This is a genomic window from Pectobacterium carotovorum (genome assembly GCA_016415585.1).
GTDB classification, from domain to species: domain Bacteria; phylum Pseudomonadota; class Gammaproteobacteria; order Enterobacterales; family Enterobacteriaceae; genus Pectobacterium; species Pectobacterium carotovorum_K.
The window spans coordinates 3,269,934-3,282,642 of the sequence record CP066552.1; the positions used below are offsets into that span (position 1 = coordinate 3,269,934).

At 45.2% G+C, this 12,709-nt stretch carries 12 protein-coding genes; 3 read left to right on the forward strand and 9 right to left on the reverse strand.

Annotated features, from left to right (window positions below; genetic code table 11):
- Window position 1: 1 nt before the first annotated feature.
- From JFY74_14585 to wecA, 8 genes are all read right to left on the reverse strand, one after another.
- Window positions 2-400 (reverse strand): WxcM-like domain-containing protein, encoded by a 399-nt coding sequence (locus JFY74_14585; GenBank protein QQG27319.1) that lies wholly within the window; start codon window positions 398-400, stop codon window positions 2-4.
- Window positions 401-426: 26 nt separating this feature from the next.
- A complete protein-coding gene (gene rfbC, locus JFY74_14590; GenBank protein QQG27320.1) occupies window positions 427-972 on the reverse strand; it encodes a dTDP-4-dehydrorhamnose 3,5-epimerase in 546 nt (181 codons plus the stop codon).
- A 10-nt stretch (window positions 973-982) separates the two neighbouring features.
- A complete protein-coding gene (gene rfbD / locus JFY74_14595) occupies window positions 983-1,855 on the reverse strand; it encodes a dTDP-4-dehydrorhamnose reductase (protein QQG27321.1) in 873 nt (290 codons plus the stop codon).
- 8 nt (window positions 1,856-1,863) lie between these two features.
- Window positions 1,864-2,739 carry a glucose-1-phosphate thymidylyltransferase RfbA gene (rfbA, locus tag JFY74_14600; GenBank protein ID QQG27322.1) on the reverse strand — a complete coding sequence of 292 codons (876 nt, stop codon included), beginning with the start codon at window positions 2,737-2,739 and terminating at the stop codon, window positions 1,864-1,866.
- Between the two features lie 287 nt (window positions 2,740-3,026).
- Window positions 3,027-5,198 (reverse strand): tyrosine-protein kinase Wzc, encoded by a 2,172-nt coding sequence (gene wzc, locus JFY74_14605; GenBank protein ID QQG27323.1) that lies wholly within the window; start codon window positions 5,196-5,198, stop codon window positions 3,027-3,029.
- A gap of 15 nt (window positions 5,199-5,213) precedes the next feature.
- A complete protein-coding gene (locus JFY74_14610) occupies window positions 5,214-5,648 on the reverse strand; it encodes a protein tyrosine phosphatase (GenBank protein QQG27324.1) in 435 nt (144 codons plus the stop codon).
- 8 nt (window positions 5,649-5,656) lie between these two features.
- Window positions 5,657-6,793 carry a polysaccharide export protein gene (locus JFY74_14615; GenBank protein ID QQG27325.1) on the reverse strand — a complete coding sequence of 379 codons (1,137 nt, stop codon included), beginning with the start codon at window positions 6,791-6,793 and terminating at the stop codon, window positions 5,657-5,659.
- A gap of 117 nt (window positions 6,794-6,910) precedes the next feature.
- Window positions 6,911-8,008, reverse strand: a complete 1,098-nt coding sequence (wecA, locus tag JFY74_14620; GenBank protein QQG30553.1) for a UDP-N-acetylglucosamine--undecaprenyl-phosphate N-acetylglucosaminephosphotransferase — start codon at window positions 8,006-8,008, stop codon at window positions 6,911-6,913.
- Between the two features lie 742 nt (window positions 8,009-8,750).
- Between wecA and JFY74_14625 the strand changes: the two genes are divergently transcribed.
- The 3 genes from JFY74_14625 (at window position 8,751) to JFY74_14635 (ending at window position 11,250) form a co-directional block, all read left to right on the forward strand.
- Complete coding sequence (locus tag JFY74_14625; protein ID QQG27326.1) at window positions 8,751-10,337, forward strand: TerC family protein; 1,587 nt, start codon at window positions 8,751-8,753, stop codon at window positions 10,335-10,337.
- A gap of 113 nt (window positions 10,338-10,450) precedes the next feature.
- Window positions 10,451-10,834: a nucleotidyltransferase domain-containing protein gene (locus JFY74_14630; GenBank protein ID QQG27327.1), complete on the forward strand. Its 384-nt coding sequence runs from the start codon at window positions 10,451-10,453 to the stop codon at window positions 10,832-10,834.
- Window positions 10,831-11,250 carry a DUF86 domain-containing protein gene (locus JFY74_14635; protein QQG27328.1) on the forward strand — a complete coding sequence of 140 codons (420 nt, stop codon included), beginning with the start codon at window positions 10,831-10,833 and terminating at the stop codon, window positions 11,248-11,250. The genes JFY74_14630 and JFY74_14635 overlap by 4 nt, the downstream gene beginning before the upstream one ends.
- Window positions 11,251-11,293: 43 nt before the next feature.
- Here JFY74_14635 and dcuC read toward each other — a convergent pair whose 3' ends face one another.
- Window positions 11,294-12,646, reverse strand: a complete 1,353-nt coding sequence (gene dcuC, locus JFY74_14640) for an anaerobic C4-dicarboxylate transporter DcuC (GenBank protein QQG27329.1) — start codon at window positions 12,644-12,646, stop codon at window positions 11,294-11,296.
- Window positions 12,647-12,709: the final 63 nt, after the last annotated feature.

Genomic DNA, 12,709 nt, shown 5'->3' on the forward strand with positions numbered 1-12,709 from the left:
TCTATACCTTAGCTAAATCGATGAATTCATCATAATTCCTTATATAATCTGATTCATCATAGAATCTGTCAGCTAATACCAGTAGTACACAATCCTCTGAAAAATCATACATTTCCCTCCACACAAAAGATTCAATTAACAACCCCTGTGCTGGATTGTCTAATAATAACTCTATCTTTTCATTGCCATCATCGAGTAAGAATCGACACGAGCCTCGTACCGCTACTGCCACCTGTTTAAGTTCTTTGTGTGCATGAAAGCCACGTCTAACATTTTTTTTCGTGCTAAATAAATAATAAACGCGTTTAATCTCAAAAGGAATATTTTGATCCTGTTCTAAAGCAATCAAAGAACCTCTGTCATCACCATGAGTCTGAAGCTGAATTATTTTAATCTGCATAGAGAATTACTTCCTTAGGCTAAACACTATTTAAAGCAATCCGTATTCTTTATGAAAGATGCATTTTTGTCTTTTTCAGATAATAGAACACTTCTTAGGGGCCAAATTATATTTAAGTCTTGATCATTCCATCTAATGCTTCTTTCACTTTGAGGAGCATAATAATTTGTAGTCTTATAAAGAAACTCAGCCGACTCACTCAGTGTAACGAATCCATGAGCAAATCCTTCGGGAATCCAGAACTGACGCTTATTTTCTGCAGATAAATGAACTCCGACCCACTGACCAAAGGTTGAAGACGACTTACGGATATCTACTGCTACATCGAAAACCTCTCCCTCAACACATCTGACCAACTTACCTTGTGCGTGTGGTGCTAGTTGATAGTGTAACCCTCTAAGAACCCCCTTAGTTGACTTAGAGTGATTATCCTGTACAAAATCAACTGAATAGCCAATTGCTTCTTCAAATTTTTTCTTATTAAAACTTTCGAAGAAAAAACCGCGTTCGTCACCAAATACAGCTGGTTCAATAATTTTCAGATCGGTGATTTTTGTATCAATAATTTTCATAATTTATCACTTAATTATATAAATGAACATTTTCCAGAGCATTAATCCAATGACTTGGTTTAATGCCAAAAACTTGGTTTATTTTTTCACAGCTAAGTTTGGAATAACTAGGTCGCTGTGCTGGGGTAGGATAATCTTGCGTAGTCAATTGAGATAATACAGGCTTATTATTTAAAATTTTCTTTTCAATTGCTAAGTCAAAAATTTTATCTGCGAATCCAAACCAGCTGATATAAGGCATTCCACTAAAATGAAAAATACCCCAGGCATTAAAATCAGGAGACTGTGTTTTTTCAGCTATAAGGATTAATGCGTCAGCGATATCGCCCGCATAGGTCGGTCCGCCAAACTGATCAGCAACAATACCTAATGACTCACGCTCTTTTCCAAGCCTTAGCATGGTTTTGACAAAATTATTTCCATCCTCACCAAATACCCAAGCAGTTCTTAATATAATATGGCGCTGACATGCGGCAGCAACAGATAACTCACCTTCGAGTTTACTTTTTCCGTATACACTTTTAGGGTCAACAGAATCTGACTCAACATAAGGAACATCGCTTTCGCCATTAAATACATAATCAGTAGAAATGTGTAGTATCGTAGAATCAATACTGTGTGCAGCTTCAGCCAAATATAATGGACCATCACGATTAATCTTGTACGACAGTTCAACTTCATGTTCTGCTCTATCGACGGCAGTATGCGCTGCAGCATTAATGATCACATCAGGCTTAAAATCTGTGACGGTTTTAAAAACTGCGTTTCGATTTGTTATATCTAATACATCGCGATCAATAGCCAAAATGTCAGCATTGCCAGTTAAGTGCTCGACCAAGCGGGTCCCCACTTGCCCGTGTGCACCTGTAATTAATATTTTCATTTTGACTCTCAAGAAATAATAGGTTTAAGCAAAGATATCAGATAATTTCCGTAATCATTTTTGAGCATAGGTTCAGCGCGTTTGACCAGTTCTTCAGCACTTAACCATCCTTTTCTCCAGGCAATCTCTTCCAGACAAGCAATTTTTAGTCCCTGGACATGTTCGATCGTTTCAACAAAGGAAGATGCCTCATGCAGGCTTTCATGCGTACCAGAATCAAGCCACGCAAAACCGCGCCCTAATAATTCTACATTAAGGCTGCCATCATCCAGATACATTTGATTCACAGCAGTAATTTCAAGCTCACCACGGCTAGATGGTTTAACCGCTTTTGCAAAATCAATTACGCGATTATCGTAGAAATAAAGCCCAGTAACTGCCCAATCTGATTTTGGATTTTTGGGCTTTTCTTCGATAGAAATCACTTTATTGCTACTATCAAATTCTACAACACCGAAACGTTCTGGATCTTTCACACGATAACCAAACACAGTAGCGCCACTGCCGTGACTAGCAGCCTGAGCAAGGGTGCGAGAGAATGACTGTCCATAGAAAATATTATCTCCGAGGACTAAGCAACATGTGTCATTACCGATAAAAGATTCACCAATAATGAAAGCCTGTGCTAATCCATCTGGACTCGGTTGGACTGCATATTCGATATTGATGCCGTATTTTGAACCATCACCTAACAGGCGAATAAAAGAACTGCTATCTTCTGGCGTTGTAATAATTAATACATCACGGATATTAGCAAGCATTAGTGTCGACAGCGGGTAATAAATCATTGGTTTGTCATAAACAGGTAAAAGCTGTTTTGAAACACCAAGCGTAATAGGATAAAGGCGTGTACCTGATCCACCGGCTAATATAATACCTTTCACTAGTTATCTCCTGAATATAAGCATTTACGAGAGATTAATTATTCATCACCCATATCGCTACATTTCATCATTTACTATTCTATAACAAAAAATTAATCACTATTAAATTACATAAGCGTATAAATATCAAACGCGACTTATCAGTGTTTGATATTAAAAACATCAACACTCAAGAGTAATAAAATATATAATTGCGGAAAAACAAGGCAAATACAATGATTGAAAAATATAAATATTTATTAATTATGGCACCTGCTAAATATTTTAGCGGATGCCATGTAACTCAATTATTTTTCAGATTTATAATCATAAGTATAATAATGATAATTACCATACCCATAATAACTCGCCGCACGCTTAACAATGGCGTTAAGGATCACACCTTTAATTTCAGTACCATTTTGTTCAAAGCGACGAATGCTCACTTCAATTTCTTTTACCGTATTCATCTCAAAACGCGCCACTAGCAACGAAGTCCCTGCATGACGACTAATAACCGCAGCATCAGTGACTGCCAAGATTGGGGGCGTATCCAACAACACCAAATCATAATGCTCTCCTGCCCATTTGATGAACTCCGCAAAGCGGCTATGCATCAATAATTCAGAAGGATTCGGTGGCACCTGCCCACGGGGAATAAAATCCATGTTTTCCACAGCGGTTTTGCGCACGCTTTTTGTCACATCGCACTGGCCGGATAAAATATCAGACAGGCCATCCGTACCATGGGTTCCCATTAGCTCATGGGCATAACCTTTACGCATATCACAGTCAACGATAAGCACACGCTGTCCCGACTGCGCAATTACCGCCCCCAAGTTAGCGCTGACGAATGTTTTACCGATTGCTGGGCTGGCGCCGGAGATCATCAGCACATTGTTTTTCGCTTCCATCATGGCAAAATGCAGACTGGTACGCAGGCTTCTAATCGCTTCAATCGCCAAGTCCGCTGGATTACCGACTGCCAGCAAATCCGTTGCCCGCGTATTGCCTTTCTTATTTTTTTTGCCTAGTAAAGCTCGGTCTTTTTTCTGTTGCCATTCGGAAAGTGGCACACTGGCATACACATTAATACCTAGCTCTTCCAGTTGTTCGGGGCTTTCTATGCCTTTATGCAATAGCGTTTTCAGTATGACAAAAGCGGTTGATACCATTCCCCCCAAGATCATTGCCAGTAGAACAATTAAGGCCTTTTTAGGCTTCACCGGCTTTGGCTGAATAACAGCATTGTCCACAATACGTACGTTACCGACGGTGCTGGCCTTATTAATGCTGAGCTCTTGCTGTTTATTCAGCAGTTGCATATACACTTCTTGCCCAGCCTGAACATCCCGCGTGAAACGTAAGATCTCTTGCTGGGTTTTCGGCATTGCCCCTATACGCTTATTAAGTTTATCGCGTTCCTGCTCCAGCGTTTTACGCTTTTCCATCAAAGCACGGTAGGCAGGGTGCTCGCGGGTATAGAGCTTTGAAATTTCTGCTTCTTTAAACGTCAGTTCATTCAACTGCGCTTCAACTGCGACAGTCGTATCCAGTACCGCCTTTGCTTCTAAGGAAAGATCGACCGATTCATTCTGTTGGCGGAACTGATTGAGCTTATTTTCAGCCTCATTAAGTGAACTACGTACATTCGGCAACTGCTCTTTTAAGAACTCTAAACTCTTGCCTGCTTCTTCGGATTTACGCTCTACGTTCTGTTGCAGGTAATTTTGGCTAATGCTGCTCAGTATTTTGGTCGTCAGTGTCGGATCGTCACCTTCCAAACTAAGCGCTAATACGCCCGTGTCTTTTCCTTTATCCGCTACGCTGAAATTATCTAGCAAACCATTAATCGCCGTTAACTGATTCAGCTTTTGAATACGGAAAATAGTACCCGGCTCAGCTTCAATATCACTGACTAATAATGTAATGCCATTATAATTTTCTAACTGACCGATGCTGCCAGTGAATTTCACCGTATCGCCCGCTTGCACGACGTATTGTTGGTTAGGCAACACTTCAAGTGACAAGACTTCATCCTGCCAGGACGCCGGTACATCAAGCCGAGAGACGGCGATTTTTCCCGGTTCATTGCCCACCAACCGAGCGATACCCTTACCGACTAACGGAAAATACTTTTGCCGAACGCTAATATCCAACGCCAGATCGTTTACCGTTTTGCCGATCACCATACGGGATTTAATCAGTTCAATCTCTGCAGCTGATTGCGGCTTGGCATCCGGCAACATGCTGGAAATATCATTTAATAGCGAATTACCAGAGTTTTGCTCCACCTGAATCAACGCATCGGCTTTGTAAACGGGCGTGGCCAGCATGGCATACATAATGCCTAAAACGGTAAACACCGCCGTCACACCAATAATCAACCAGCGGTTATCCAGCAATGTCCCTAATAAACGCCCTAAATCGATCTCATCTGAATTGGTTTCAGATACTTTTACTGAGGTTTTCTCTGTCATCGGATTCTCTGACGATTAACGATTTAATGCCTGCGCCCATTTTTGCGCAGACTGCTCAAGTTGTGAGTAAACGAATTCAAATGCTTCGCGGCTTTTACGATAGGGATCGGCGATTTCCTGCTGATTCAGCCAGTGACCAAATAGCATGGTTTTACCTCGCACCTCTGGTGCGATGCGGCTTACCCCATCAATATGCCCTTTCTCCATCACCAGAATCAGATCGTACTGACGGCATAAGGCAGAAGTTAACTGCTGTGCCTCATGGCCTTTGAGGGAAAGGAGGTGATCGCTTGCCACCTCGGTTGCCATGCCATCAGCCGGCTTTCCCACCAATGCCCCTAACCCAGCAGACGCAATTTTTTTCGTTGGCAACGCCTGTTTCAACAGTCGTTCTCCGGTTGGAGAACGACAAATATTGCCCACACACACCACCAATATTGAATCAAACATAATGTTCTCTACGGCCAGTTACGAATACGTAATGTACCTTCGGTCAATTCATTAAAGCCGGAAATGGTCGGTACAAGTTGGCTGATAACGCGGTTCCAGCGAACGAGCGGCGCCGTGGTGACATACACGATGTCATACGGCTGCAGCTTGAATTCTGTGCCCATTACCATCGCTGTGGCATCTTTGGCATTAAGCTGGTAGATGTCTGCCAGTTTTGGGCCTTGCGTGCCACGTAGTGAACGGATTACAAAAATGCCCGTGGCATCAGAAAATGTCTGATCTATCCCTTCCGCATTACCCAAGGCTTCCGTCAGCGTCATACCACTGCGGTCCATTTTGAGGGTACTTTGCTTTTTCACTTCCCCCATCACAAAGACTTTCAGATCGTCATTGCGGGGAATATAGAGGATATCGCCAGGGTAAAGCAGATGGTTTTGTGAAAGGTCGCCGTTTTGCATCAGCGCTTGAAGGGAGAGCCGTTGTTCTTTGCCATTGTGGGTTAGCACAATATTACGCCAGTCGGCATTTTCCGTTAGCCCGCCCGCTTTGTTAATTGCATCCAGCACCGTCAATGGCACATTGGTAATGGGCTGTTGGCCTGATGTCGTCACTTCACCCGTCACGTAGGCTTTCTGTGAGCGGAAGGCGGCAATGCTGACATCTACCTGCGGGGACTCTATATATTGCGCTAAACGACCCATTATTTGATCGCGAACTTCAGTGACCGTTTTACCCGCGACGCTCACTTTACCAATATAAGGATAAAAAATCGTACCATCGGAATGTACCCAGTTACCGGTATCTGCTGCAGTCCGGTACGTCCCTGCTGGGGTCGTCAATTCTGGATGATCCCACACGGTGACCATGATGACATCACCAATACCGATGCGGTATTCATACCCCTGCAATTCCTTTTCCAAAGCAGGATTAGCTTGCGCTATTAGTGGTTTAGGTCGCATCTTCTCCACTAAATAAGGGGTTAGTGGGTAAACATTGACCAGTTTATCGATATTGAAATCTGCATCTTGCTGTTCAACGACGTTTTTACCGCTAGTAGAAAGGTGGGAACCAGGAACTAGGGTACAACCGCTCAATAGCGCTACCGACACCATCAAGGGCATCAATTTTCGTTTGTGCTTCATCATCCTGTCTATGCCATCGCTCTTGATTGAATATTGCGCAAATCCCTACAAAATAGCTCATTATTATAGAGAATAAGTTATTAGATTAACCCATGGTCTACGGTGTTAAATGCTGACAATTCACCGTTTTAACGGTGTTGTACCATTTTTTTCCACGATCGTTACAGCAGAATGCGGATCGCGAGTGGTTTTCCGAAACCATGTCAACACACGCCATATCCGACTAATCATCCAGAAGTAACCGCAAAAAACCATGAGGAATACACTAAGCATAATAGACTCAGCGATGCCAATACGCTCGCTAAGAATTCCTATCGCTGAAAATAGCATCGCTACAAGAAGAATAGCGACCAGCGCCTGATGCGGAGTAAGGCCTGCGCGCATTAAGATATGGTGCAAATGCTCACGGTCAGGTTTAAACGGGCTATCGCCACGTCGAACACGGCGAACCATAATTGTCACCATATCCATGAGTGGGATAGCGATAAGCCAGAGCGCAGTCACCGGACGAATAACCGCATTTTCACCCTGTGTCGCCAACGTCAGTAGCCATATCACCGTAAAGCCGATCAGCGTACTGCCCGCGTCGCCCATGAATACCTTGAATTTACTCCCCCACACTATGCCTAAATTAAGGAAAATATAAGGCAACGTTGCCGCGAGCAGGCACGCGCTCCAGAGCGCTAATTCATTATGGCCACCAAGGTAGAACACAATAGCGAGCGCTCCAAATGTTACGCAGGAAAGCGCTCCCAGTAAGCCATCAATGCCGTCAACCATATTGAAGGCATTGATGGCTCCCCATACGGCAAATAATGTCACCGTGTAGCCAAAGATGCCGAGGAAAAGCTCATATCCGAAGAGAACGTGCCCTAATGTCTCTAAATACAACCCTGCATACATCATTAATCCAGCGACGCCAGCTTGCAGCCCTACTCGGGGTAACACGGGGAGATCAAAACGGTCATCCAGCACCCCAACAGCCAAAAGCGCGGTGGCACAAACCATATAGAGAGAAAAATCGGGTAACCAATTTGGTTGCAAGACGTATAAAACCCATAGGGCAAGATAGATCGATACCCCTCCAACAAGGGGAATATGGCCTTTGTGTTTCTTACGGATGTTAGGTTTATCAACTAAACCCACTTTGATTGCCACTTTTCTAGCTAAGAACAGTGCGGCAAAAGCGCTTAGAAATATCACTATAAATTCTTGCATTTTTACACCATCATCAACCGTTGTATGTTTCTGCACCAGGCACGCTACCGCCCTTGGCTTGTAGCTACCAATGCACTATCAAAGTACGGCCCCAGTCCTGTGGTTTACATTTTTAAATCGTTAAGCTACAGATTTATTATGGTTTTTATTTTAGAGAGAGAGTAAACCATCGACGTGCCCCCTCTCGAGCAGCAAACATACGGCAGTTGACAGACCTGCCATTCCATATCCTCAATGTGAAAGGCAATACTAAACCCAGCCTAAACAACTAACATAGTATTAACCACTCAAGCGGGAGCACAAGGATAAGGTGTTTAGGGAGAGGTTTTTTCGGAATAAGACTACGGGTATCCATTGTGTAAAAACCTCCATAAGTATAAAAAATCAACTAAAAGAACAAAACCAGTCTATTTCAGTCATAAAAGCAGCGGTATGGAACGTAAAACCACAGAATTGTGTGGCTATTCGCAACTGGGCGCCATTCTATGCTCGGATACATAGCGTAATCAAATGTTACGACCTGTATCTCTGCTATGCCGCATAAAATTTTGCTTAAGATCTATTACATTATTTTGTAATGTCAGTAACGCCCCCAATGTGCTGTGCACAAAAAGACAAAAATATGACCTAACTTCTGCTAGCCCTATCCCATAGCAAAGAATATCCCTGCAAATTCTGGTTCATCTGCGCATGCCCTGATACGCTATCGAGGTTATGTTCATTTAAAGGTGAAAAAATAGATATGGAGTGGATCGCTGATCCAACGATATGGGCCGGGTTGACCACGCTGGTTGTCCTGGAACTGGTTCTGGGCATTGATAATCTTATTTTTATCGCCATTCTGGCGGAAAAACTACCAAAAGAGCAACGCGATAAAGCCAGAGTCGTCGGTCTGTTACTTGCCCTGATTATGCGCCTGGGCCTGCTGGCGTCCATTTCGTGGCTAGTGTCTTTGACTACCCCCCTCTTCACGTTCCTTGAGCACACCTTCAGCGCTCGTGATGTCATTATGCTGGTTGGCGGGTTATTTCTACTCTTTAAAGCCACTATGGAGCTCAACGAACGCCTTGAAGGAAAAGATGAGGAGCAGCAAGCTCAACGTAAAGGCGCACGCTTCTGGCCGGTAGTGGCACAGATCGTGGTACTGGATGCCATATTCTCACTGGACTCCGTGATTACCGCCGTCGGAATGACCGATCATCTGCTGGTCATGATGTCCGCCGTGACCATCGCCATCTTGCTTATGTTGCTGGCCAGCAAACCACTGACCCGCTTTGTCGCTGAACACCCGACCATCGTTATCCTGTGTCTCAGCTTCCTACTGATGATTGGTTTCAGTCTGGTCGCGGACGCGTTTGGTTATCACATCCCCAAAGGCTATCTCTACGCCGCGATAGGTTTCTCGGTGATGATTGAGATGTTGAATCAGGTTTCTATGTTCAACCGCCGACGCTTCCTGTCTTCCTCGGTGCCGCTACGCCAGCGTACTGCGGAGGTCGTTTTGCGTATTTTGCGCGGCAACCATGAAGAAGCTGAGCTGGACAACCAAACCTCATCGATGATCGCGGATAACACCCGTGCTGGTCAGGAAGTCTTCAACCTTCAGGAACGCCGGATGATAAAGCGAGTATTGGGGCTGGCACAGCGAACCATTAGCAGCATCATGACATCGCGGCATGATATCGAGTCGGTTGAGCTGGATATTATGCAGGATGCGCTCGCTAAGCTGTTAACGAGTCATCAACATTCCCGGCTCGTAGTAACCGACAGCAATACCTCCGACGAACCGTTGGGTATCGTACATGTTGCCGATTTACTCCAGCAGCAGCTAAACCGCGACCCCTTTAACCTGCGTATTCTGATTCGTCAGCCACTGGTTTTCCCTGAACAACTTTCACTCTTACAGGCATTGGAACAGTTTAGAGAAGGCAGGACACACTTTGCATTTGTCGTTGATGAGTTTGGTTCCATGGAAGGGATTGTCACATTAAGCAACGTAATGGAAACCATTGCAGGCAACCTCCCGCGCGAAGGAGAAGATCGCGATGCACGCCATAGCATTCAGCAGAATGACGACGGCAGTTGGATCGTAAATGGCTATATTCCACTGGAAGACTTAACGATGTATGTTCCGCTGACGCTGGATGAAAAGCGCGAATACTACACATTGGCAGGGCTGTTAATGGAGCACGCACAGCGGGTTCCACAGGTGGGCGATACACTATCAATCGATGGCTATCAATTCACCATTCTGGCAGTGGAAAGTCATCGTATTGTGGAGGTCCGTATCACACCGAACGACGAACCACAGACTGATTTTGAAGTGTGATGAAATAGGGGCTGGGGGATGACTTATCTGTTCCCCTCCCCTGACGGGCAATACATTGATGTTCGAGCAATCCTATCAGACAATAAGAGAATCGTAGGAACGGGGGCTATCACATGTTCGATAAGATCGTTTTGACACTGAAAAAACAGATGCCCGACATCAAAATTATTTATCTCTTTGGTTCCCAGGCTACAGGCAATGCCAGAGCGGACAGCGACATTGATATCGCCATCATGGCTACGAGAGCACTGGCTCCCATTGAACGCTGGGAGCTATCTAATCAATTAGCAAAAGAAGTGGGTCATGACGTCGATCTTATCGATTTATTGCAGGCTTCAACGGTATTAAAAATGGAGATCGTTCGTAACGGCAAGCTGCTTTATGATGCGGAAACAGCAGCGGGGGAATTTGAAATGACAACACTTTCAATGTACCAGCATCTGCAAAAAGAGCGTGCGGATATCATTCGTAGCTTTAATCAGGATCTAAAAGCATGACAGATATTTTGCTCAACAAAAGCAGCACCATACAAAGATGCCTACGTCGTATTCGTGAGGAATTCGATACTGAGGAAGGGTTTCGTCAAAACTTCACCAAGCAAGATTCCGTCATACTTAACATACAGCGTGCCTGCGAAGCCGCTATTGATATCGCTAATTATCTTATCCGTATCAAGCAGCTAGGCATACCACAAAGTAGCCGCGATAGCTTCGCGCTTCTTGCTGCAAACCAGATTATTACGGTTGATCTGTCTGATAACTTGCAAAAAATGGTGGGATTAAGAAATATTGCCGTGCATGACTATCAGGCGCTCAATCTGGATATTGTCATCCACGTTATTTCTCATCGTTTAAGCGACTTTGAACATTTTATCAAACAAATAGCCCGGTACAGCGACAGCCAGCACCTTTAGAGCACATAGCCTAAAGGTGCTGCTGTTTACCTAATTTCTGCTATCAGGCAGGCACCATAATTTCGGTGGCCACCACCACCACAATCAGCCCAACCAGAACGGGAACTGATGTGCGCTTCACTACCTCGAACGGCGATATTTTCGCCATCCCAGCAACGGCAACGACTACGCCGGATACCGGAGAAATGGTACGGCCCAAGTTGGAAGCCTGAAGCATCGGAATCGCCAGATAAGCAGGGTTGATGCCCATTTGCGACGCCAGCTTTGGAATCAGCTCAACAAACGCATAGAACGGCGCATTACCCGAGCCCGTAGTCATCGCAGCCAACATTGTGATCGCAACCAGCACTAACATAATCACCAGCCCGCCGCTACCGAATGACTGCGCAAGGCCAATCAAACCGCTGATAAAGCCAATAGTGCCAAGCCCTTGGGCAAAGACACCCGCAGCGACCAACAGGATGACGACGCTAGAGAAGGCATCGGCCATCCCACGGTAAGCCACATCCAGCCCATCAAACACTTTTTGCGCACTGAACGAACGGACAAATTCCAGCGCCGCGGCCAGCACCATACAGATAACCAGTACAGTGATAATGTGGAGTTCCGGCCCCCATTTGCCATCAAACACCAGCACACCCATGATCGGCGTAAACGGCAGAATGGCGTAAAAACGCGGGGCATCCGTCGTGATCTCGCTGACATCCAGAATCTCATGGCTAACATTCGCTTTGTTATCCAGATAGCGCTGCCAGAAGAAATGCGCGACGGCCATACACACGATCGCCATGATGGAAATAGGCAGCGTGGCCTTAAAGGCAAAATCCACTAATTTCATCTGTGATGCCTGTGCAGCAAGTACCACGTCGCCCGACGTCGGCGACAGGATCAACGCCACAGGGGAAGCACAGATTGCAGCAGCGGCACCGCGACTGATACCGACGTTCACCATGACGGGGAACAGCGTTGCCATCAACAGCACACCGAGTCCCGTGGCCGATGACACCGCCAACGACATCAGACAAGCGACAAAATAGGCCGCGATCATCAGTAAGTAAGGTGAGTTAATCATTTTCAGCGGACGGGAAACCAACTTGACGACGACATCATTGGCACCGATGTGCGTCATATAAGCGGCAAAACCACACAGCACCATAATCATCATGCCGAGATCGCCACCGCGGCTCATCAGCAAAATTTTTACGTATTCAACAATATCCGTTGCGCTCCAGCCTGTCGCCTTCGCGCTGGCTGGCAATACGTTTTTCCCCAGCATGGCACTGATTGCCAAAAGTAAGAGGCCCCCCACCAGCAACACGCCAGTCGCGGAGTACCCTTTTATAATGTAACGACCAACCAGAATCGTTACAGCAACACCAATCAAAAGTTCGAGCATAGTGGGTTCGATACCTGAGTAATAAATTATCTGACAGAAAATTCCCCGGTAACGGAGTAACGC